This window comes from Cohnella caldifontis, assembly GCF_029360585.1.
GTDB lineage: Bacteria > Bacillota > Bacilli > Paenibacillales > Paenibacillaceae > Cohnella > Cohnella caldifontis.
Genome location: NZ_JAQZSJ010000024.1, coordinates 44,068 through 66,901 on the forward strand (window position 1 = coordinate 44,068; position 22,834 = coordinate 66,901).

Sequence of the window (22,834 nt, forward strand, 5' to 3'; positions counted from 1 at the left end):
TTCCCTCCGAATATTGAATTTGTATGTGGACTCTTGCTTATTGCAGCGCTTGTTTCGCCAGTCGGACGACGTTGTCCACCGTGAACCCGAAGTGCGCGAGCACTTCCCCGCCCGGGCCGGAAGCGCCGAACGTGTCGATGGACAGGATCTTGCCTTGGGGTCCCGCATAACGGTCCCAGCCGAGCGAGATGCCCGTCTCGAGGACGATCCGCTTCGATGCGGCGTCCGGCAGCACGCTTTGCTTATACGCTTCGGGCTGGCGGTCGAACAATTCGCGGCAAGGCATGGCGACGACGCGGACGGAGACGCCGTCCTTCTCGAGCGCCGCTTTCGCGCCGACGGCAAGGGATACTTCCGACCCCGTCGCGATCAGCACGACGTCCGGCCGATCGTTCGTCTCGGCCAGGATATAGCCGCCCTTCGCGACATTGTCCTTGTTCCATTTCGTCTCTTCGAAGATCGGCAAGTTCTGACGGCTCAACACGAGCGCGACCGGACCGTCTTTCTTCTCCAGCGCGTACGCCCATGCGCTCGCCGTTTCGTTGGCGTCGGACGGACGAATGACCGTGAGGCCCGGAATGGCGCGCAAGGAGGCCAGCTGTTCCACGGGCTCGTGCGTCGGGCCGTCTTCGCCGACCGCGATGGAGTCATGGGTGAACACGTAGATGACGGGCAGCTTCTGCAGCGCGGCCAAGCGGATCGACGGACGCAGGTAATCGCAGAAGACGAAGAACGTGCTGACGAACGGCTTCACGCCGCCATGCTGCGCCATGCCGTTGCCGGCCGCGCCCATCGCGTGCTCCCGGACGCCGAAATAAACGTTGCGGCCCGCGTAAGTCTCGACGGCGAACTTCGCTTCCCCTTTGATATCCGTCATCGTCGAATGGGACAAGTCCGCGCTTCCGCCGAAGATCGAAGGCACGGTTTTCACGAAATGGTTGATCGCTTCGCCGCTCGCCACGCGCGTCGAGACGGCTTTGGACGTATCGAACGTCAGGATGTCGGATGCCTGAATCGTCACCTTGCCGTCGATCGCTTGCTCCAATTCCTGGCCGAGCGCCGGATGTTGGGCTTTAAACGAGGCGAACAGCCGGTTCCAGGCGGCTTCTTTCTCCGCGCCTTTCCGTTTCAATTCCGCGAAATGCGCCCGAACGGCATCCGGAACCGTGAACTCTTCCTCATACGGCCAGCCGTATCTGGCTTTGGTCGCCGCCGCTTCTTCTTTGCCGAGCGGATTGCCGTGCACCTTATTCGTTCCTTCGGCTTTGGAGCCGTAACCGATGATCGTGCGGATCTCGATCAGCGTAGGCTGGTCCTCATGCCGCTTCGCTTCCGCGATCGCCTCGGCGATGCGCGCGATGTCGTTGCCCTCTTCAACGCGCAAATAGTGCCATTTGGCCGACTCCGCCCGCTGACGCACGTTCTCTCCGAACGAAAGATTCAGTTCCCCGTCCAGCGAAATGTCGTTCGAATCGTACAGGACGATCAATTTTCCGAGCTTCATGTGACCCGCCATGGACATCGCTTCGTAGGAGATCCCCTCCATCAAGCAGCCGTCGCCGACGAGCGCGTACGTGTAATGATCGACGACCGGGAAGCCTTCCCGGTTGAACTTCGCGGCCAGATGCGCTTCGGCCATCGCCATGCCGACCGCGTTCGCGATCCCTTGCCCGAGCGGTCCCGTCGTCGCCTCCACGCCGTCCGTATGGCCGAATTCGGGATGGCCCGGCGTACGGCTGTTCAGCTTGCGGAACTGCTTCAAGTCGTCAACCGACACCTGATAACCGAAAAGATGAAGCAGGCTGTACAATAGAGCGGACCCGTGTCCCGCCGACAGCACGAAACGATCGCGGTTGAACCATTTGGAGTTGGCGGGGTTATGGTTCAGGTGTTCGGCCCAGAGGGCGTACGCCATCGGCGCGGCGCCCATCGGAAGGCCCGGATGGCCGGAATTGGCGGCGTTGACGGCGTCGATGGACAAGGTGCGGATCGTGTCGACCGCGAGTTGCTCAATGGTTTGCGTAGCTGGCATAACGTTCCCCTTCTTCTTCGTTATTGTTTTCGTTTCTCTCGTCGAACCACCACTGGAAACCGTCTTCCGCGAGCAGCGCGTCGGACGCTTCGGGCCCGTAAGACCCCGCTTCATAGAGATGCAGCGGAACCGATTGCTCCTCGAAAGCCTCGAGGATCGGCTTCACCCATTGCCAGGACAATTCGACTTCGTCCCAGTGGGCGAAGAACGTGCCGTCGCCGCGCAGCGCGTCGCGAATCAAATTTTCGTAAGCCTCCGGGGATTCGGACGGGTTCGCGTGCAAATCGATATGGATCGGCTTGAATTTGCCGGTGCGGCCGGGCTCTTTCGCGTTCAACTGCAGCGTGATGCTTTCCTTCGGGCCGATCTCGAACACGAGCAGGTTCGGCGCGGCGCTCTCCCCGCCGGGCAAGGAAACCGGCTTGAGCGGTTCCTTGAACTCGACGACGATTCTCGTCGATTTCTCCTTCATCCGCTTGCCCGTGCGGATATAGAACGGCACGCCGCGCCAGTCGTTGCTGTCGATCCGCAGGCGGGCGGCGATGAACGTGTCGGTCATCGAATCCGGCGCGATGCCCGGTTCCTCCCGGTAACCGGCCGCCGGCTTGCCTTGGATCGTGCCCGCCGCGTACTGGCCGCGCACGACATGCGCGCCGACGGTTTCCTTCTGCAACAGCTCCAGGGCTTCCATCACGTTTTTCTTTTTGAAGCGCACCTTCTCGGAGGTGCTGTCGTTCGGCAGATGGATCGCCGCCATCATCAGGAGCTGCAGCATGTGGTTCTGGAACATGTCGCGGATGGCGCCGACGTGATCGTAATAACCCGCGCGTTCTTCCACGCCGAGCGATTCGTTCGCCGTGATCTGCACGTTCGCGATGTAGCGGTTCGTCCACAACGCCTGGATGACCGGATTGGCTTGCTGCAACGACTCCAGACGCTGCACGATCGGCTTGCCCAAGTAGTGGTCGATGCGGAAAATTTCCTCTTCCGAGAACGCCTGCGTAAGCGTGCTGTTCAGCTTGCGGGCGGAGTCCAAGTCGTGTCCGAAGGGCTTCTCGACGACGAGGCGTTTCCACCCGCCGGCGGATCCGAGGCCGCTTGCCTTGATGTTCAGGGCGATCGTCTCGAAATATTCCGGCCCGACGGACATATAGAACAGCCGGTTCGGCGGTGCGCCGAGTTCGGCTTCGCGCTGCCGGATCCGCTCCGATAACGTCCGATAATCATCCTCGCGGCCGATATCCAGCACGTGATACCGGAAGCCGCCGATAAAGCGGCGAAGCGATTCCTCGTCCTCCGGCCGGCGTCTGGAAAATTCGCGCAGCGATTTCTCGACATTGGCCTGGAACGATTCGTCCGTCCACTCCCTTCTGCCGAGTCCGAACAAGGAGAAAGGCTCCGCCAGCTTGCCGTCTAGGAACAAGTTATATAGGGCCGGGTAGATTTTCCGTTTCGCCAAATCCCCCGTCGCCCCGAAAAGGACAATCGTAGCAGGCTCCATCGTGCGATGCTCCTTTCGTGGAGAGCTCAATAGCAAAGCTCTGGTGACTTTTTCATAATCCTACTATAATACGATAAGGGGACATATAAGTAATCGATAGATTGATGAGGAGACATAGATGATGTCTATGATTAAAAATTACGAGCTGTACAAAGTGTTTTATTGGGCGGTCAAAACGGGCAGTTTGACGCAGGCCGCCAAAGCGCTCTACCTCACGCAGCCGAGCGTCAGCCACGCCATCAAGCAGCTGGAAGACGGATTCGGCGTGCCGTTGTTCTTCCGGACGCCGAAAGGCGTCGAGCTGACGCAGGAAGGCAACGTGCTCTACTCCTACATCGAGCAATCGATGATCCTGATCGCGCTGGCCGAAGAAAAAATGGCCGCGCTCAAAAACCTGGACAGCGGCGAGCTCAGAATCGGCGGCAGCGATTCGTTGTTCAAGCACTATTTGCTCCCGATCCTGGAGTCGTACCATTCGCGCCATCCCGGCATCAAGCTGCATCTTCACCACGGCACGACGCCGGAAGTGATCACGTTCCTGAAAGAAGGCCGGATCGACTTGGGCGTCGTGCGGATGCCGATCGTGGATCCGCAGCTTAAAGTCCGCGAAAGCTTCCAGCTCCAAGACTGCTTCGTGGCGGGAGCCCGCTATGCGGAGCTCAAAGACAAGACATTGTCGCTGGAGCAGCTGCTGCAGTATCCCGTAATCCTCTTCTCCCGCAACAGCCGCGCCCGGATGACGATCACGGAGCTTTTTCAGAGCTACGGACTGACGCTCAAGCCGGACATCGAAGTCGGCAGCGTCGACCTGCTGATCGAGTTCGCGCGCCGGGGACTCGGCATCTCGTACGTGACCCGGGAGTTCGTCTCGAACGAGCTGGAAGCGGGATCCCTGTTCGAAATCCGGCTGGACGTGTCCCTGCCTCCGTCCCATGTCGGCATCATGACGATGAGGAACATGCCGTTATCCATCGCGGCCAGCCGGTTCATCGAGCTCGTCGGATAAACGAGAAGAGCAGCGGATCGCTCCGCTGCTCTTCTGCTTCTATCCGAACCTTAATTTTTCGTTTTAGCGGTGTTAGCCGGACGTCAAATGGAGATTCCGCTAGGAAACGCGAAAAAGGCACCTCGCAGGAGGTGCCGCCTTTCATGGCCTCCGGCCATTTCGCCGATTCCGCGCATCGAACGAACGCATTCGTTAGATAAAGAAACCGGCAGAGAGGATGATGACCAGCAGGATGAACAATACGAGTACGAACGCCGCAGCGCCTCCGAATCCCGCGCAACTAAACCCTGCACCGGCTACTCCGAATCCCAAATTCGTCACCGCCTTTTCAGTTAGGGATTGGTTGTTACACCCCTAACATATGGCGAGGACATTGAACCCGTCAGGACAGATGTCCAGATTTCGGGAATTATGCAGGCGCCCATACGCGATCCCGGCGGAACGGCGCCCTCGCATCGGTTTACAGAAAAGGATGAGGGTACGGATTGAGCTCGTTTTCCGTGAGAGGACGGTCCGTATACCCAAGTGCCATCGGCACCTTGAGCAGCCGATCCAAGCCGTGCACCCGCCTCATGCGGTGACCGAACGTCATCGGCAACAACCCCGGGATCAGCACCTTGACGCAATGCAGTCCGTTCCGCGACAACTCGGCCGAGGTCTGATCGACGACGATCACCTCGAGCCCCAATCGGCGGAACCGATTCAGCACGCCCCGCAGGTCTTCCGTCAAATCCGGGCTGGGCGCACGTTCCGCGAATTCGTCGGCGAAGTTTCGCACCGGCCGTTCGGGATTCCGCAAAAAACGCAGCCGCTCTTCCGCTTCAGGCAAAGCATAGACGAGAGCATGATGCGGCATTTCTTCGACCCGATTCGAATCGCCCAGCATTTCCAGGATTTCTTCGCGCCGGGCTTCGGCTTGCTCGCTCAAAAACCGGGTGAAACCCGCCAGCTCGTAAACCGCGCTTTTGGCCGCCCTTACCGGGTCCAAGCTCGCGCCGGCTGCGCAAATCAGGTTCGCGCCCGTCCGGCGTTTGTTCTTCGCTAGCGCCCAGATGCTCGGGATCCCGTTCTCCGTCGTCGCGTTGAACAAGTTCAGCTCATATCCGGCCACGGCGATAAGCCGCTCCGCCATCAGCCCCAATTCCCGATCGCCGGCCGAGAACGGATCCAGCCGGGGCAGAGGAAGACGCGCGTACCAGGCCATCAGGAACGAGTCGCGCTCCACCGCCTCCATCACGCCATGGAAGACGGCTTCTTCCAAGCTCCCCCCGAGCGCGCAGCCGTTCGAACCTTCGTTCGCCAAGCTGCCGCCGAATGCCGCGTGGTAATAGACCAGCCCCTCCGGTACGAGAATCGGACTCTCCCGCATGAACGAATACCCCCATACCCACGTGAGCGGCGCGTCCTGATCGAACGGCTCAAACGGGAAATCTTCGTCCGCGTATTGTTCCGGCGAATAAAGTCCGACGTCGGTCGGGTTTAAAGCCATGTCCGCCAGATTTCGGTAACTGTCCCGGACTACGGTCTTTTTCCCCCGCGGCGTCGTTCCGCAGTTTCTCTCCAAACCTTCCAAAAGAGCGGACGCCAAACTCAGCGGATACGCATGCGAGCGACCGGCGGTCCATTCGTCCCCGAAGGCCGAGGGCAACAGGACGAGCACGTCGCTGAACGGATGGGCAAGCTGGAGCCGCGCTTCTTTCATCACCCCGGTCCTGTCGTCCAGATAATCTTCTTGCAACCGGGAGAAATCCGTCTCCGTCAACGATTTGACGCGAAAGGTACGGGGGTCGGTTTTCGGACGCGGCTTCAAGTCGATTCGCGCCGATTCCGGCGTATCGTCTGGCAAGCGCCCGCATACGGGACAGAACGGATCCGGGAGAAAGACGTGCCGCGAACCTTCCAGCGTGCACAGATCCACCAGGTAAATCCGCCCGTCCGTACGGGGAGTCTCCCGGCCCAGCGCACTCCGCGCTTCCGCCACGATCAAATCGCGCATGTGGCGAAGTCCCCACGGCGGAACTTTCGGGTCCCGTTTCACGACCCCTTTCTTCCACAAGGTCATTCGCATCTCCAGCTGCTTCGCGTCATCCGCCGAGGACGTCGTTCGCCGCTTCAAAGCGCAATGCGGGCACCCCGGCTCGCCGGGCCGGACATAAGGTCCGACGATGCCTTCATCGGCGATCACCGTCGCGCTAAGCCACGGAATTCCGGCTTCGCGCAGCGCCATGTTAATCGCCTGATACGCCGACGGGCGGTATTCGTCATGAACGGCCACAACGAAAACGACGGATTCCGGAACGTCGGAACGGATCGCGTCTCCCAGCCGGAGGACGGGACGTTCGGCGGACAGCGATTCGGCCACGAGGTCGGCCAACCTCCCTTCTCCCACGATCGCGATCTTGTCTTTCATCGGACACCTCCCAGGCTCATCGAACGAGGATCTTGCTCCTAGTTTATGAGCCCGAATGCGAATCGAACATAGGGCCGGGAAAGCGAATGGATGCGCGCGGCGCGGAAAACGCGAATAACCCGCGCAAACGCGATGCGCGGGCAAAACAAAGCCGAAAACGATCAGAATCCGAAATATTCCTTCGCGTTGTTGTAGGAAACGTTCTGCACGATCGTGCCGAGAAGCTCGGGATCGTTCGGGAACTCTCCGCCTTCGACCCACTCCCCGATCAGGTTGCAGAGGATCCGGCGGAAATACTCGTGCCGGGTATAGGACAGGAAGCTCCGGGAATCCGTCAGCATGCCGACGAACCGGCTGAGCAAGCCCATGTCCGCGAGCGATTTCATCTGGGCGATCATGCCCTCTTTCGTATCGTTGAACCACCAAGCGGAGCCGAATTGCAGCTTGCCCGGTATGCCGCCGCCTTGGAAGTTGCCGATCATGGAAGCGATAATCGGGTTTTGGGCCGGGTTGAGCGAATACAGCACGGTTTTCGGAAGCGCGTCCTCGCGCTCCAGCGCATCCAAGAGCCGGGCCAGCGGCTGCGCGATCGGGCTGTCGTTCATCGAATCGAAGCCGGTGTCCGGACCGAGCTTCGCGAACATGCGGGCGTTGTTGTTCCGCTGCGCGTTCATATGGTACTGCATGACCCAGCCGCGTTCCGCGTATAGCTTGCCGAGATAGACCAGCGTGTACGTTTTGTATTTCTGCTCGTCCGCGAGGCTGACGGTTTCGCCGTTCAACGCCCGCGCGAAAATGCCCGCCGCTTCTTCCTTCGTCGTCTCGGCGAACGGAACGTAGTCGAGCGCGTGGTCCGATACCCGGCCGCCGACCGAATGGAAGAAATCCACCCGCGACTTCAGCGCCGAAAGCAGCGCGTCGTAATCCCCGATCGGTTGTCCCCAGGCTCCTTCCAGCTTCCGGATCCATTCCCGGAATCCCGCTCGTTTGATCTCCAGTCCCTTATCCGGACGGAAGGACGGCAATACTGCGAAGCCGGCTCCTTGCTCTTCCCGCAGCTTGAGATGGAATTCGAGCGAGTCGGCCGGATCGTCGGTGGTACAGACGACCTTCACGTCCGATTTGCGGATCAGGTCGCGCGCGCCGAAGCCTTCGCCGTTCAGCTGGGCGTTCACTTTCTCCCAGATGACCGGAGCGTTCTTCTCGTTCAGGAGTTCATTCACCCCGAAATACCTTCTCAGCTCCAAATGGGACCAATGGTACAGCGGGTTGCCGATCGTCATCGGAACGGTGCGGGCATAGGCCAGGAACTTGTCGTAATCGCTTGCGTCCCCGGTCACGTATTTCTCTTCCACGCCGTTCGCGCGCATGGCTCTCCATTTGTAGTGATCTCCGTAGAGCCATACTTCCGTTATGTTCTTGTAGGTTTTGTTCTCGTAAATTTCCTGCGGGCTCAGGTGACAGTGGTAGTCGATGATGGGCATCGATTTCGCGTAATCGTGATACAGGGCGACGGCCGTCCGGTTGTTCAGCAGAAAATTTTCTTCCATGAATCCTGCCATAAACGCCAATTCCACCTTTCAAGGTTCGGGATAACAACGTTGTTATTTCCAGTCCTCTTCTATCATAGGTGGAAACGGTTTTTCGTTCAATCCTTATTTTGAAGCCGGCCCGCTCGTTTCATCGTATTGACCGTCAGCCAAAGTTATCCTTTGATCGAGCCTAGCAGCGCGCCTTTGGCGAAATGTTTCTGCAAGAACGGATAGACAAGCAGGATCGGGACCGTCGCGACGACGATGACGGCCATTTTGACCGACTGATCGGGCGGCGGCACTTCGTTGTCCAGGCTGGAGCCGAATTCGAAGCCGCTGGCCAGTACGACGATTTGGCGCAGCAGTACCTGGATCGGCCATTTGCTGCTGCTGTCCAGGTACAGAATGGCGTTCAAATACGTATTCCAATACGTGACGGCATAGAACAGCGAGATCGTCGCCAAGGCGGGCAGAGACAGCGGCAGCACGATCCGGAACAAAATGCCCCAGTCCGAGCACCCGTCGATTTTGGCGGACTCCTCGAGTCCATCCGGAATGTTCTGGAAAAAGTTTTTGAGAATGATCATGTTGAACGCGTTGACCGCGATCGGAAGAACGAGCGCGGCGTATTGGTCGACCAGGCCCAATTCCTTGACGACCAGGAACGTCGGAATCAGCCCGCCGTTGAACAGCATCGTGAAGACGACGGCGAACATGATGAACCTTCTGCCGTCCAAATCGCGCCTCGCCAGTCCGTATGCCATCATGCTGGAAATCAGCATGCTGAACGCGGTGCCGATCAGCGTGACGAGCACCGAGACGAGCATGGCTCTGAATATGGCGTTGGTGGAGAAAATGAACCGATACGCGTCGAAGCTCCATACCGTCGGTATGAGGACGAATTTCTTCACCGCGAGTTCGGCGCCGGTCGTGAAAGAGCCGGCAATGACGTGAACGAACGGCAAAAAGGAGACGAGCGCGATGATTCCCAAGAGCGCGTAATTGACGATCGAGAACAATCGGCCTCCAAAGGAGCGGTCTTCTACCATGGCTTAACCTCCCGCGGGCGTCAATAGACGCCTTCTTCTCCCATTTTCTTGGCGAGTTTGTTCGCGGCGATGACGAGCACCAGCCCGATGACCGATTTGAAGAAACCGATCGCGGCGCTGTAACTGAACTGTCCCTGCTTCAAAGCCGCCGTATAGACGTAGGTATCGATGATTTCGGCCACGTCCCTGTTCATGGAGTTGAGGAGCAGATACACGTGCTCGAAGCCAAGCTCCAGGACATCCCCGATTTTCAGGATGAGCAGCACGATGATGACGCTCCGGAGCGCCGGAAGCGTAATGTGCCATATTTGGCGGAACCGTCCTGCCCCGTCCATCCGGGCCGCTTCGTACAGCTGCGGGTCGATGGACGCGATAGCCGCCAGATAGATGATGGTTCCCCAGCCTGCTTCCCGCCAGATGACCTGATAAATGTACATCGGCCGGAACCAGTGCGAATTGAGCAGGAAGTTGATCGGTTCATGGCCGAAATAGACCAACAACTCGTTGATGATCCCCCCGTCCATGGTCAGCATGACGTATCCGATCGAAACGATGATGACCCATGACATGAAGTGCGGAATGTACACGATCGTCTGGATCGTCCGCTTGAACGCGGATAACCGGACTTCGTTCAGCATCATCGCGAGGATGATCGGCACCGGAAAGAAAAACGCGAGGTTCATCGCGAACAAAATGAGCGTATTGCTCAGAATGCGCCAAAAGTCCGGTTCGGTGAACAGCCGTTTGAAATGCTCCAAGCCGACCCAGTCGCTGTGCGCGATTCCGGTATACGGTTTGAAATCCTGGAAGGAGATGATCAAGCCGTACATCGGCGCGTACTTGAAAATCAGAAAATAGACGATGCCCGGCAGGATCATCACATAGAGCCATTTGTTGCGCTTCAGCCGCTGTTTCAATTCCCTGCGATGCGCTATTGCCTGCATGCGGATTTTTCCTCCCTGCGTGAGCGGCTTTCGTTACGTTCGAAAAGACGCATGATGGGGAACGCCATCCCTTCGCGAAAGAGCCGTTGACGAGAACATCAACAGCTCTTCGCGGTCGTTCAAGGGATTATTTCTTGTAAACGGCGTTATATTCTTCGATGATCTTGTCGCCGCCCCGCTTCTTCCAGTCGTCGATGGCTTTCTGGAATCCGGCGGCGTCGATTTTGCCGTAAATGTACTGGTATGTGGCGTCTTTGATCACGTCTTGCAGCTGCACGCCTTGCTCGTTGTAAGTTTTCGAATCGAGCGCCGCGGTCGGGTCGTTGATCATGATCTTCTCGTTTTCCCGGAGCAGCTGCTCGGCCTTGATCCGCGCTTCGAGCGTATAGTAGCCGTACAGGCGCCCGTTCGTTTCTTCTTCGCCGATCACGCTGTCCTTGAAACCTTTGACTTCGCGTTGAATGAGGTCTTTGTTGTCCGTTTCCTTGGCTTTGCCGTCGACCACTTCGTAATGCGCGCCTTGGATGCCCCAGAACATCACGTTGGACACTTCCGGCGTCATCATCTTGTCGAAGAACGCCAGGATTTCCTTCAGGCGGGCTTCGTCCTTGATGGCCATTTTCGGGAACAGCACGACGTTGTTATACCCCGGAATCGACCAGGTCGTCGCCGTGCCGTCCGGACCTTTGATGAGCGCGGCCGTATCGACGACGGCATCCGGCACGTTTTTCACGAGGTTCGCGTACAGCTGCGTGTCGACGTCCTGCATGGAGCCGATGTAGATGCCGGCTTTGCCGCTCGTGAACAGGTTCACGCTGTCCGTTTTGCTCGTCGCGGCGAAATCTTTGTTGATGTAGCCGGCGTCGCGGACTTTCTTGAACCAATCCATCGTGGCGATGTATTCCGGGAATTCGAATTCCGGCGCCAGCTTGCCGTCCTTCTCGCCCCAGTTGTTCGGCGTATGGAACCAGGAAGCGACCGTCTTGAACGCGCCGTAGATCAGGTCGTTCCGGTCCGTGATGCCGACCGTGTCCTTCTGGCCGTTGCCGTCCGGATCGTTCTCGGTGAACGCTTTCGCCATCGCGAAGACGTCGTCGATCGTCTGAGGCTCTTTGAGGCCCAGCTTATCGGCCCAGTCTTTGCGGTAGACGATGCCTTGGCGGGCAAGCGGACGTCCGATATACAAGGAATACAGCTTGCCGTCGACTTTGGTGTTTTCCAGGATTTGCGGCTTCAGCTTGGACAGGTTCGGGAACTCGGAGAGGTACGGCCCGATTTCCCAGAATTGTCCGTCGCGGATGCCTTCTTTCATTTGAATGAAGGTCGACTGGTTTTTCAGGTACGTGACCTCCGGCAGCGCGCCGGTCGCGAAGGACGCGTTCAGTTTGTCCTCATACGTGTCCGCGGGGAAGAATTGATAGGTCAAATCCGTGTTCGTCAGTTTCTCGATTTCCTTCTCGATCGTGTCCGGCGGCGTCTCGGCGATGTTGAGCGGAAGCATGATCGTGATCTTGGTCGGCTCCTTGGCGGATTCCGAGGGCGATGCGGACGGGGATGCTCCGCCCGACGTCGATCCGCTGCCGGCCGGCGACGGGCTGGATTCCGTTTTCTTGTCCCCGCCGCATGCCGTCAGCACGAGGGTAAACGCCAGAATCAAGCTGGTCAGGACCGAAACTCGTTTTCTGTACATACCGCTATGACCTCCAAAATCGAATTTGTTTGTTGCACCTTCACCGTACCGGGGCGCGCTTTGGTGCGTAAACAATCATTTGCTCATTTCGGAGGTTCCAAAGGCATAACGGCGCGGAATCCGAGACAATGATTATCGCCATTGCTAATGACACTTTCGGCGTAAAAACAAAAAAGCTGCCCCCGGCAGCGATCTGCGCGATTAGGACAGCTTGGCAGGGGTTATCCCGCCTCGTTCTGATTTCGATAGGACGTCTCGTACTCCTGGATGACCTGGCGGCCGCCGGCGTTTTCCCAGCGCTTCACCTGATCTTGGAATCCGGCTAGATCGAGGAAACCGAGAATATATTGATAGGTCGCGTCCGTGACGATCTTGGTCAATTCCACGCCCCGCTCGTCGAACGTCTTCGAATCGAGGTTCACGGTCGGGTCGGGGACGGTGAACTTCTCGTTGTCGTTGCTCAGCCGGTCGGCCAGATCGGCCATCGGCTCGTGGGATTCGATCGGCAAGACGTTCGGATTGTTGATGTCCGCGATCATGAGCGTGTACAGCGGACTCACTTCGCTTACCCGAAGCGCGTAGGTTTCCTCGGGCAGGACGACTTTCCCGTTCGACAGCGTATAATGGACGTTCTCGATGCCGTATTTCATGATATTGCTGACGTCTTTCTCCATCGTACGGTCGAAAAAGGCCAAAATCCGCTTTAATTCGTCTTCGGTCGGAATCGTCTTGCGGGAAAACAGGAACAGCCCGTTGTAATTCGGAATCGACCACACCCGGCTGCCCAATGGGCCCATGATCCGGTTCACCAGCGTGAACTCCGTCTTCGGATTATAGGCTTTCGCTTGTTCCAGCAGCCGCTGCACGTCGGTCATGCTGCCGACGTATACGCCGGCGACTCCCCGGATCAGCAGGTCGCGCTGCTGCTCTTTGCTGGTGATCGCGAAATCGGTGTTGATCAACTCTTCCCGGAACAGCTTCCGCATGAAATCCATCGTATCGATGTACGCCTGGGTCTCGAACTCCGGCACGAACGTCGATTCGCGCCGCTCCCAGTTGTTCGGCGTCCCGAAATAGGAGCTGAGCGTTTTGAAGGCGCCGTATACCAGGTCGTTGCGATCCGCCAAACCGACGGTGTCCTTGCGCCCGTTTCCGTCCGGATCGTCCCACGTGAAGCGGCGCAGCACCTCGTACAGCTCATCGAGCGTTCCGGGCGGCTGCAGGCCGAGCCGGTCGAGCCAATCTTTCCGGATGATCAGTCCTTGCCGGGACGAGGGGCGTTCGGTATAAAGGCCGTAAATTTTGCCGTCCACCGCCCCCTGCTCCAGAATCTCCTTCTTGAGCCGCGCCAGATTGGGATAATCCTGCAGGTAGGGACCGATTTCCCAGAAGGCGCCGGATCGGATCGCGCTCTTCGCGATCATGTAATCCGTCCGCTTGACGAAATTCACCTGTTTTACCGTGTTCGTCGACAACGCCGTGTTCAATTTGTCCGTGTAGATCCCGTCCGGGACCCATTCGATGTCGAGGCGCGTGCCCGTCAGACGGGCGATTTCGTCCATGATGCCCGAATCCGGCGGATTCGGAAAATGCAGCGGAGCCATGATGGAGATGGAAGGAACGTCGGCAGCCGCAGCCCTGGGCGAACCGGCGTCCCGGCTGCAGGACGTCAGCAGCAAGACGGCGAGCAGAGAGACCATGGAGAATAAGGAAGGGATTCGGCGAAATCCCGTCGAACTTCTATTCAAAGGCCCTCCTCCTTGCCCAGAATCTTTTCCGATCGGTGGGATCCCATGCGTTCCATGAGTTTCCTCAGCAAATTAACGCTGTTCGCCTTCGTGCTGTGCACGGTGCCCGTGGTGTTCATCGGCGCCTTCTCGTATACCCTCTCCTCGAACCAGATCCAGGAGAAAGTGAACCAGAGCAAGATGCAGTTGCTGATGCAGACGAGCGCCAACGTAGAGCTGATCATGAAGACGATCTCCCATACGATGAACCAGGCTCTCAGTTCCACGGTGGTCAAGCAATCGCTGAACAAAGACATGACGCCGAAAGACTTCATGACCTATAACGATCTCCGCAACGAGCTGCAGCATATGCAGTCGTTCGATACGAAGCTCCAGGACGTGGTGCTCGTGAACCGCCGCTTCGATTGGATGATCAAGAACTCGGGAATCTACCGCCTCAACCAATATGCCTACAGCTCCCAATTGAAGAAAATGATCGATACCGAAGGGGACGGCGCTTGGGCGCTGTTGCCGAGCTATTGGTTTCTCAGTGAGGAAAACGCTTCCAATCCTGATTGCAATTATACCATAAGTCTCGTGAAGAAGCTTCCGACCATCGGACCCGATAAATACGGAATGGCGCTCGCCAACTTGTCCGCCTGCAGCCTGGGGCAGTTCGTGCAATACGATCTCGAGGATTTCGCGTCCGTCATGATCCTTGACGACCAGTACCGGATCCTGTTTCACTCCGATCCTTCCATGATCGGCAAGTCCGTCATGTCGACCGGATTCGTGCAGTACGGCTCGCTTGCCGCACCAATCGGCCAGTTCGACGCCACGATCGACGGCAAACCTTATACCGTTAACTATATCCGATCCAATTACAACGGATGGGTCTATCTGTCCACGGTTTCGATCGACAGTTTAACGAAAGAGTCGGACAAGATCGGCTTGACGACCGCTGCCGTTTGCCTCCTTCTGCTGCTCCTGCTGTTGGTGATGGCATGGCTGGGTTCGCGCCGCATGTACTCCCCGATCCAGCAGCTCATGAATTATTTGACCGAATCGAACAAGCGTCTGGAGCGGGAAGTGCACCGCCATCTCCCGCAAGTGCGCACCTACTTGTTGACCCAGGCGTTCCAGGGTCAAGTGCGGCCGTCCGTAGTACGGGAGAAGCTGGTCCAATACGGCTATGGGCCGCAAATGGAGCGGTGGCGCACGATGAGCGTCCTGACGATTCAGATCGACACGCTCGAAGGCACCCGGTACGGGAAGAACGACCTCGATCTGCTGCTCTTCGCGGCCCAGAACATCGTCGAAGAGTCCATTCCCGAGGCGGAACGCCTGCACCCGGTGCTGATGGAACAGGCCATCGTCATCCTGGTCGGCAGCCCGGACGTGGATCCGGACGTATTCGATCCGTTCCTCTACGCGATGACCGAGCGGTTGCAGCAGCAGATCCAGATGTACTTGAACCTGCCGGTCAGCATCGGACTCAGCCTGCCCTTCCGCGACCTCGCCAACGTGCCCGCGGCGTACCGGGAAGGCTTGGAAGCTTTGCGGCTGCGGATCGCGCTGGGCCAAGGCATCATCATCCGATACGAGAACCTGAACGAAGGCAAGCCTTACTTAAGCCTGAGTTATCCGTACCAGCACGAGAATGATCTGATCGACGCCATCAAGCTGGCCGAGACGGACAAGGCCCGGGAATCGCTGCGGCAATTCATGGCGGCGGCGATCCAGACCGACTTGCATCCGCGCGATTTTCAGATCCCGCTTGCCCGTCTGCTGAACAGTCTGCTGACCGTCATGCAAGAATCCGGCGTGGGCCAGCGGTCGTTCCAACGTCCGTACGGTTCGTTCTACGAAGAGTTGTTCCGCCTGCCGATCGCGTCGGAAATCGAAGATTGGTTCTGGCAGCGAATCATCCAGCCGATGATCGTCGTCTTCCAAAACCGGCAAAACTCGCAATACCAGAACATTTCCGAGAAAGTGATCGACCTGATCCAACGCGAGTACGACACCGACCTGACGCTGGAAGCCTGCGCCTCCCGGCTGCATTTTAACGCCAACTATCTCAGCAGCGTATTCCGCAAAGAAACGAACCACTCGTTCAGCGAATATTTGACGTCGTACCGGTTCAGCATGGCGAAGCGATGGCTGAAGGACACGGACATGCCGATCAAGGACATCGCGGAGAAGCTGCGCTATAACAATCCGCAGAACTTCATCCGTTCTTTCCGCAAGGTGGAAGGCATGACGCCGGGACAGTACAGGAGCAAGTACGTCGATCTGAACGGTTGAATATCAGATCTTCTGACTTTCATAACGCGCATGAATCTGACCATTTTCTCATGGTCAGATTTTTCGTATATTTGCCATATCCCATACAAACGACAAGGATGCGTGATCTGGATGAAGGAAACGCTGAACCTGAAACACAAACTCGGCCAGGGCATTACGCCGGGAGCGTTCATGGAGGGCATGGAAACCCGGGTCATGGTGAACAGCAAAATTCCGAATACCCGGGAATTGTTCCATGCCAAATACGAAAAATTCGGTTGGGCAAACAAAGAGGATGAGTTTTTCTTCTTGACGTATAAGCTCCGGGTCAATCTGCAATGCCTGATCCTCTGCACGGACTGGTGCCCGGACGTCATGTGGAACGTCCCCGTGCTGTTCCGCGTGATGGAGACCGCCGGCATCCCGACGGAGGTGCTGCCGATGGAGTCCCACTTGGAGACGATGGATTTGTTTTTGACGGACGGGGGGCGTGCTCAGCCGATCGCGGTGTTCCTGAACCCGAACGGCGACGTGCTGGGACGTTGGGGCGCTCGACCTGCTTATATTCAAACGGTCATGGACCGATTCAAGGCGCAATATCCGGATCGGCAGCATCCGGATTACCAGCAGGAGATCAATCGCGTCTACGGAGAAATCGGCGATCTCTATCATGACGGAGACAAGTATCGGGACGTAATGATTCAAGAACTCAAAACGCTTTTCGAAACTTTCGCGTAGAAAGCGGGGATCGCCATGGCGCGTTCGGTGTTTCCAGCCTTGCTGCTGCTGAGCCTAATTTGGGGCGGCTCTTATTCGTTCATCAAAATTTTGTTGGAGGATTTCGGGCCTTGGACGGTCGTGTTTTTGCGGACGTTCTTGGGCACGGCCGTCGTCGCGATCGGGATGCTGGCGATGCGGGAGAAATTTCCGATTCGGAACATCCCGTGGCTTTCGGTGATGGGGATGGCTCTGGTGAATACCTGTCTCCCCTGGGCACTGATCGGCTTCAGCGAAACTCGGCTGTCGAGCTCGATGGCGTCCGTCCTCAACGCGACGACTCCGCTCTGGTCGCTGGCCGCCGGCGTTTTGATTTTCGGCGCTTCCGCTTATCGCAAGCAATGGATCGGAATGGGCGCGGCCATGGTCGGACTGCTCGTCTTGGTGGGCTTGAACCGGGAGTCGGTCATCTCCGTGGACGTCGTTGGGTTTGCCGGCATGATGGCGGCCTCGCTCTTTTACGGGATCGGGGCGCAATGGTCCAAACGCCTGCTTTCCGTTTTGTCCACCACGCAAGCCACGTTTTGCACGTTGTTCTTTTCCATGATCGGCAGCGGCGTGATGGCTTTCTCCACGGAGCACGTTCCGTTCGAGCGTCTGGTCGTTCCGCAGAACATGGTTGTCATGGCTGGTCTCGGCCTCATCGGTTCCGGAATCGCCTACCTCTTGTTTTACCGGATCGTCCAGAAGGGCGGACCCGTCTACGCGACCATGGTGACGTACCTGCTGCCTGCCTGCTCGCTCGTATGGGGAGCGACGCTTATGCACGAGACGATTCCGATTCGCACGGTAGCCGGACTTGCGTTAATTCTGGCAGGCGTCTATTGGGCGAACCGTACCCATCGCCCCCGTTCTCTCAAACCGGCAGTGGAGGGTTGAACCAGGCTTGTTCCAGCAAGCGGATTCCCTTTTCCATGTCCTTTAGCTTCAAACCCGCGAATCCCAGGTACAGTCTCGGCTCATCGCTTAACCGCCGTTCTTCGTCCATCCACATTTTCCGCAAATCGTAGACGCGCACGCCTGCCTGAGCTGCCAGACCGATCAGCTCGTCGGACGATCTCGATTCTTGTAGGGTCAACTGAAGGTGCAGGCCCGCGTTTTGCCCGGTGATCTCGACTCGCGGGCCTAACCGTTCGTGGATCAACCCGATCAGATGTGCGTGCTTCTTGCGATAAATCCCGCGGATTTTGCGGATATGCCGATACCAGTGTCCTTCCGCCATGAAACGCTGCATCGCCCACTGTTCCGCCCGTGCGGGAGGACATGCCGCCTCGTGGGGCATACGGGCCAGCTGTTCCGCGAGCTCCATCGGGAGAACCATGTAGTTCATGCGCAACGCCGGCGTAAAAGCTTTCGAGAACGTGCCGATATAGACGACTCTCCCCTGTTCGTCCAAGCCTTGCAAGGAAGGAATCGGTTTCCCCACATAGCGGAACTCCCCGTCGTAATCGTCTTCGATGACGTACGCCCCGTTGCGGTCCGCCCATTCCAGCAGCCGTTTCCGCTCCGGATAGGGCAGGATGAAGCCCGTCGGAAACTGGTGGGACGGCGTGACGTACACGGCCTGGGCACGGCTCTCTTCCAAAACATCCAACGCGAGACCTTTGTCCCCAAGCGGGATCGGCACGATATCGCGGCCGTTTAATTGGAGCTGATTCCGAACCAGGTGGTAGCCCGGCTCTTCCATGGCCACCAGTCGCACATCCTTCAGCAGATGGGTAAGCAGATCGATGCTGTGCGCCATCCCCGTCCCGACGGCGATTTGTTCCGGCGTACACCTTACCCCTCTAGAGCTGCGCAAATAATCGGCCAATTCCGCGCGCAGCCCGTATTCGCCCATCGGGTCTCCGTAATTCCCGATTTCATTGGCGTGAGCTTCGAAGGCTTCCCTAAGCATTTTCGACCAGATGCGAAGTGGAAAGGCTTCGGCATCGAGTCTGGCGGGATCGAAGTCGATGACCGCCTGTTTGCCGGATGAGGCATGCAATGTGTGCGCGGGAGAAATGCCAACAGTTGATTCGGGGGTTCGGGGAACGCCGGTCATCTCGGGGGTCGGGGCGGGATACGGATTCGATACGTAAAGGCCCGATCGCGGCCGGCTGACTACGTAACCTTCCGCGATCAACATCTGGTAGGCCGTTTCGATCGGCGTTTTGCTGGTGTTGAGTTGATCCTGCAGCGCTCTGACGGACGGCAGCCGCGCCCCGTCCGCGATTTCCCCGCTGCGGATCCGATCGCGGATCTGCTCGTAAAGCCGTTGGTAAACCGGTTGTCCGTCCGATTCCGGCAGCATGATGTCGAACGTGGCGGCTCCCTCCATTCTCGTGCGTAGTAGCGATCAGTACCCTTTTGAATTCGCCCAAGGAAGTACTTTCCATTCATCCTTCAACAATCCGAATACGACATGATCATAATAATGTCCGTGATTCAAATCCACTTGCCTCAAAATACCTTCTTGTTTAAATCCCAGCCGGATCGGAATCGCCTTGCTCTTCTCGTTGTCCGTTCTCGCTCTGATTTCGATTCGATTCAATCCTAACTCCGCAAATCCATAGTTCAGCAAAGCTTGGCAACAGGCCGTCATAATCCCCCGCCCCTGGTATTCAGCGCTGATCCAATAACCGATCGAGGTCATTTTGGTGGTCCAATTGATTTCATGGAAGCTGATGTTGCCAATGAATTGATCGGCATGGAAAATGCCTGCTGAAAATCCGTTGTTCTTCGCGAAGCGTTGGAGTTCGGATTCGATGAATGCCCTTGAATCTTCGGGAGTTTTCGAGTTCGTCACCCAAGGAAACCACTTCGAAAGGTACTCCCGATTGCTTTCAATCACACAACACAAGTCATCTGCATGCCTGCATTCCAGCAATCGGAGATCTACCTGATCATTGATCACGTGATTAAAAATGTCGTTCACCCTCCTCGCGGATTCGGGTTGCTTACAATTCTAGTTTAAGTCTGATCATGTCCCTGCATCGAATTCCGTTCTCGTAAATCTCTTCTTCATAATGCCGGATAAAATGATCTTCCCAGATCTCATACATTCTAAAACCGCATTTTTGATAAAGTCCGAGCTGCATCAAGCTGGAATTGCCCGTCCCGATCACGACTCGTCGTGCGTTGATACTCCTGCAATATTCAATTGCATTTAGAATTAATTGCTTCCCAATTCCCTTACCTTGAAATTCTTCCTGTACGGCCACATTGACGATCTCCATCGTGGAATCGTCGAGATTCGATAGAACTAAAGCGCCAACGGTTTTTCCTTCGTAAATGGCCGCAAATAACGAACTGTCTTTGATATATTGTCGAATACGATCAACTGAAGGGACTGCTAATCGTAATAGATCCATAGGTACATCATCAATTGAATTTGTTTTTCTTATGTCTATATTCACATTTAAACCTCATTTCTCAATCGGAAATAACACTTCGACTTCTTCCTCCAAAGCGATTTCATCGGGTAAAGGAAATGTCCGCCTGACTCGCCTCCTCGAATTGCCTCGCGTGGACCGAGCTACATTAAGGCTATGCGTGAATGCGATATTATTGGATGTCAGCGCCCTCAGTTTGCAAATGCTGCATTTACAATTTCAGATGATATAGTTAATTCTATCTTAAATGTTTTTGAAGTATCTTCATGAGTAGGGGAAGTTGTTAAATCGACCATTTGTAGCCCATAACCGTTGAGCAAATGTTGTTTTGCCTGACCCTGCCACACCGCACATCATTACTACTAATAGATCTGTAACGTCCATACGACTGATCAGATCATCTAAATCAAAATTTCCCCACTTCAATATTCTCCTCGTTGCTTTTATTTCCTAATATAAAATCAATGACCCAGCATTTCGACTAAATGGGTCATTGATTTTATATATTTTCAATTATTAGGTAAACCAGCAAGTTCTAAAAGCTCGGCTCTGTTCTGCAAATTTAACCAAATTAGAAATCCTCTATCAACAACATGAAGTCTTAAATTAGTTTCATCATAATCTAGAATTATTGGTTGAATTCCCTTGGTTATTTGAAGTGAAGCAGTTGATTTTAAAGCCTGAGTTATATTTCCCGGGTTTAGTTCATCTCCTTTAGGATGTTTAGTTGCAATTATCTTTCTTATATCAGAATATTTTATTCCTCGCTCAAGTTGATCAGTATTCGAAATCAAAACAGGATAAAGTAGCCATTTATACATTTCCAACAATGTTGATTGAAATCCATCCGAAAAGTTCGTGATAAATGAGTTGTACCGACCCGATTGCTGATCAACAATCAACTTAACAATAATATCCAATCTTATTTCATTATCAATTTCTCTTAATTCAATTTGTGTTTCTTTAATTTCATTAAGCAGGCAAGCTAAATAACATGCTTCTTGAACTATATAGACATTATCATAACAACTCGACAATAAGTCTCTTTTAAAATCTTCAGAGAACGAAATATTGAGTAATTTTTCCCCTTCTTCGATTACTTCAAGTAGTTGATCCTTATTCCATTTATCCGCATTGATTGAGACAATTCTTCCCGTCAGATCACCATTATGAATTATTAATCGATTTTCATCTAACCATACACCTACGACAATAAAACAAAAATTGGAATTCTCATGAAAGGCCTTAAGTGCGATGGAAAAATCTCGTTGTACTTCAATAGGCAAATAATGGAAGTCTTCGAGTAAAATAATCTTTTTGAATTCCATTGCATTGAGAGCAGAAATAATATCATTAACATCCTCAACATCTAATTCTAATTCATTAGTTATAATTTCTTTCTGAAAACCTCGCTCCGCTTCGGCTTTTAGTCCTGCGGTGCCGATTGGGATTAACGTTTTTAATGAAGCTATTATTTTATATTTTCCACTTGTTGTTTTCTTAGTAGATTGTGTTAATTCATATCCGGCTCTCTTCAGAATATTTGAATTTATATCTTCAAGATTCCATTTGTTGGAGCAATGAATCACTATATAATCCTCAGCGCTTAAGCATTTTTTTCTAAGGCTTGTTTTACCTTGCTTTGAACTTCCGAAAACGACAATATGTTTTTCTCGATTTAGATTAGACTTAAAAACATCATCAATTCCAGCTCGGGAAACATAATTAATTGGTATTTCTCTGGAAATTCCGTATACATCCGAGGCTTTATGTATTATCATATAAATTCTCCTTTATTTAATATAATGTTAATCTAGATTCTACAATAAATCGCTAATATCCTTTTTATGGATCGCGATGATTTCATCAAACGGTTCCGTGTTCACGATGTCCATTCAACCTAAGTTGCATGAGTCGTGCGACTAGCAAGATCTCTGCCGGCCGCAATGCGGTTGGGTGAATGGATGTGGCGCTTGAGTCCACTTCTCTGAAATCCATCTGGCGACGGAGAGGGCTTGTCCCCCGATGCGTGATCGCATTGTTGTGCGATGCCCCGGACATCTTAATAAGCACTCAGATTCTATTTAGATGATTCGTTTAACTTAGATTTCCAATGTTTAACATTGAAATCATTGAGAATATCGAAATATGCAATTAAATTAGCAGGTCGGGCTGCGATGCGTGAAAACGATGTTATCTGAAGTTCGTGACTTCTCCGAAATACATTACTTAACTTTTAAGGGATTGTTAAATTGCTCATAAGATAACTTAATGTTTGGATTCTTTATTTCTCTAAATTCATAGGTATCAAGTTTATTATTTTCAATTAGTTTTGAAACTATGAATAAATCTTTGTATATATCAACGACAATGTACTTTTCATTCGATTCATTAAACACTAAATAATCCTTTTTGTCTTCAGCTATAGCTCTTCCGATGTTTTTTGACATGAACACTACTGTAATTAGGGCTTGCTGAACGGGTCGCTTTTTAGGGCATCACGGGCAAG

Annotated in this window: 16 protein-coding genes; 4 read left to right on the forward strand and 12 right to left on the reverse strand. The window is 54.7% G+C overall.

Annotated features, from left to right (window positions below):
* Positions 1-37 precede the first annotated feature (37 nt).
* Positions 38-2,032, reverse strand: coding sequence for a transketolase (gene tkt / locus PTZ19_RS22785; protein ID WP_276357940.1), 1,995 nt, complete (start codon positions 2,030-2,032; stop codon positions 38-40).
* Positions 2,010-3,533, reverse strand: coding sequence for a glucose-6-phosphate dehydrogenase (gene zwf, locus PTZ19_RS22790; protein WP_276357941.1), 1,524 nt, complete (start codon positions 3,531-3,533; stop codon positions 2,010-2,012). Before zwf ends, tkt begins: the two co-directional genes overlap by 23 nt.
* A gap of 127 nt (positions 3,534-3,660) precedes the next feature.
* Here zwf and PTZ19_RS22795 point away from each other — a divergent pair, with 127 nt between their 5' ends.
* Entirely contained in the window at positions 3,661-4,539 is an 879-nt protein-coding gene (locus PTZ19_RS22795) for a LysR family transcriptional regulator (RefSeq protein ID WP_276357957.1), read from the forward strand.
* A 460-nt stretch (positions 4,540-4,999) separates the two neighbouring features.
* Here the strand turns inward: PTZ19_RS22795 and PTZ19_RS22805 are convergent, their stop codons facing one another.
* From PTZ19_RS22805 to PTZ19_RS22830, 6 genes are all read right to left on the reverse strand, one after another.
* Positions 5,000-6,949 carry a TOMM precursor leader peptide-binding protein gene (locus tag PTZ19_RS22805; protein ID WP_276357943.1) on the reverse strand — a complete coding sequence of 650 codons (1,950 nt, stop codon included), beginning with the start codon at positions 6,947-6,949 and terminating at the stop codon, positions 5,000-5,002.
* Positions 6,950-7,110: 161 nt separating this feature from the next.
* Positions 7,111-8,511, reverse strand: coding sequence for a glucuronate isomerase (gene uxaC, locus PTZ19_RS22810; RefSeq protein WP_276357944.1), 1,401 nt, complete (start codon positions 8,509-8,511; stop codon positions 7,111-7,113).
* 143 nt (positions 8,512-8,654) lie between these two features.
* On the reverse strand, positions 8,655-9,530 hold the full coding sequence (locus PTZ19_RS22815) for a carbohydrate ABC transporter permease (RefSeq protein WP_276357945.1): 876 nt from the start codon (positions 9,528-9,530) through the stop codon (positions 8,655-8,657).
* Positions 9,531-9,550: 20 nt separating this feature from the next.
* Positions 9,551-10,474, reverse strand: a complete 924-nt coding sequence (locus PTZ19_RS22820) for an ABC transporter permease (RefSeq protein ID WP_276357946.1) — start codon at positions 10,472-10,474, stop codon at positions 9,551-9,553.
* 127 nt (positions 10,475-10,601) lie between these two features.
* Positions 10,602-12,164 (reverse strand): extracellular solute-binding protein, encoded by a 1,563-nt coding sequence (locus PTZ19_RS22825; protein ID WP_276357947.1) that lies wholly within the window; start codon positions 12,162-12,164, stop codon positions 10,602-10,604.
* 221 nt (positions 12,165-12,385) lie between these two features.
* Positions 12,386-13,912, reverse strand: a complete 1,527-nt coding sequence (locus tag PTZ19_RS22830; protein ID WP_276357948.1) for an extracellular solute-binding protein — start codon at positions 13,910-13,912, stop codon at positions 12,386-12,388.
* 45 nt (positions 13,913-13,957) lie between these two features.
* On the opposite strand from PTZ19_RS22830, the gene PTZ19_RS22835 reads away from it, so the two are divergent.
* From PTZ19_RS22835 to PTZ19_RS22845, 3 genes are all read left to right on the forward strand, one after another.
* Positions 13,958-16,195 carry a helix-turn-helix domain-containing protein gene (locus PTZ19_RS22835; RefSeq protein WP_276357949.1) on the forward strand — a complete coding sequence of 746 codons (2,238 nt, stop codon included), beginning with the start codon at positions 13,958-13,960 and terminating at the stop codon, positions 16,193-16,195.
* A 111-nt stretch (positions 16,196-16,306) separates the two neighbouring features.
* The gene (locus PTZ19_RS22840) at positions 16,307-16,912 is read left to right on the forward strand and encodes a thioredoxin family protein (RefSeq protein WP_276357950.1); all 606 of its coding nucleotides are present in this window, start codon (positions 16,307-16,309) and stop codon (positions 16,910-16,912) included.
* A 15-nt stretch (positions 16,913-16,927) separates the two neighbouring features.
* Positions 16,928-17,830: a DMT family transporter gene (locus PTZ19_RS22845; RefSeq protein ID WP_276357951.1), complete on the forward strand. Its 903-nt coding sequence runs from the start codon at positions 16,928-16,930 to the stop codon at positions 17,828-17,830.
* Here the strand turns inward: PTZ19_RS22845 and pdxR are convergent.
* From pdxR to PTZ19_RS22865, 4 genes are all read right to left on the reverse strand, one after another.
* Positions 17,808-19,271, reverse strand: coding sequence for a MocR-like pyridoxine biosynthesis transcription factor PdxR (gene pdxR / locus PTZ19_RS22850; RefSeq protein ID WP_276357952.1), 1,464 nt, complete (start codon positions 19,269-19,271; stop codon positions 17,808-17,810). The two genes, PTZ19_RS22845 and pdxR, sit on opposite strands and share 23 nt — an antisense overlap.
* An 18-nt stretch (positions 19,272-19,289) precedes the next feature.
* Positions 19,290-19,868 (reverse strand): GNAT family N-acetyltransferase, encoded by a 579-nt coding sequence (locus PTZ19_RS22855; protein WP_276357953.1) that lies wholly within the window; start codon positions 19,866-19,868, stop codon positions 19,290-19,292.
* A gap of 22 nt (positions 19,869-19,890) precedes the next feature.
* Complete coding sequence (locus PTZ19_RS22860) at positions 19,891-20,304, reverse strand: GNAT family N-acetyltransferase (RefSeq protein WP_422615036.1); 414 nt, start codon at positions 20,302-20,304, stop codon at positions 19,891-19,893.
* Between the two features lie 530 nt (positions 20,305-20,834).
* Positions 20,835-22,106 (reverse strand): hypothetical protein, encoded by a 1,272-nt coding sequence (locus PTZ19_RS22865; RefSeq protein WP_276357955.1) that lies wholly within the window; start codon positions 22,104-22,106, stop codon positions 20,835-20,837.
* Positions 22,107-22,834: the final 728 nt, after the last annotated feature.

Excerpts from the sequence above, each read along its gene's own strand:
- PTZ19_RS22860 (WP_422615036.1), bottom strand. The coding sequence starts at position 20,304 with ATGGATCTATTACGATTAGCAGTCCCTTCAGTTGATCGTATTCGACAA.
- PTZ19_RS22820 (WP_276357946.1), bottom strand. The coding sequence starts at position 10,474 with ATGCAGGCAATAGCGCATCGCAGGGAATTGAAACAGCGGCTGAAGCGC.
- PTZ19_RS22865 (WP_276357955.1), bottom strand. The coding sequence starts at position 22,106 with ATGATAATACATAAAGCCTCGGATGTATACGGAATTTCCAGAGAAATA.
- PTZ19_RS22825 (WP_276357947.1), bottom strand. The coding sequence starts at position 12,164 with ATGTACAGAAAACGAGTTTCGGTCCTGACCAGCTTGATTCTGGCGTTT.
- PTZ19_RS22835 (WP_276357949.1), top strand. The coding sequence starts at position 13,958 with ATGCGTTCCATGAGTTTCCTCAGCAAATTAACGCTGTTCGCCTTCGTG.
- tkt (WP_276357940.1), bottom strand. The coding sequence starts at position 2,032 with ATGCCAGCTACGCAAACCATTGAGCAACTCGCGGTCGACACGATCCGC.
- PTZ19_RS22840 (WP_276357950.1), top strand. The coding sequence starts at position 16,307 with ATGAAGGAAACGCTGAACCTGAAACACAAACTCGGCCAGGGCATTACG.
- PTZ19_RS22815 (WP_276357945.1), bottom strand. The coding sequence starts at position 9,530 with ATGGTAGAAGACCGCTCCTTTGGAGGCCGATTGTTCTCGATCGTCAAT.
- uxaC (WP_276357944.1), bottom strand. The coding sequence starts at position 8,511 with ATGGCAGGATTCATGGAAGAAAATTTTCTGCTGAACAACCGGACGGCC.
- PTZ19_RS22795 (WP_276357957.1), top strand. The coding sequence starts at position 3,661 with ATGATTAAAAATTACGAGCTGTACAAAGTGTTTTATTGGGCGGTCAAA.
- PTZ19_RS22845 (WP_276357951.1), top strand. The coding sequence starts at position 16,928 with ATGGCGCGTTCGGTGTTTCCAGCCTTGCTGCTGCTGAGCCTAATTTGG.
- zwf (WP_276357941.1), bottom strand. The coding sequence starts at position 3,533 with ATGGAGCCTGCTACGATTGTCCTTTTCGGGGCGACGGGGGATTTGGCG.
- PTZ19_RS22805 (WP_276357943.1), bottom strand. The coding sequence starts at position 6,949 with ATGAAAGACAAGATCGCGATCGTGGGAGAAGGGAGGTTGGCCGACCTC.
- pdxR (WP_276357952.1), bottom strand. The coding sequence starts at position 19,271 with ATGGAGGGAGCCGCCACGTTCGACATCATGCTGCCGGAATCGGACGGA.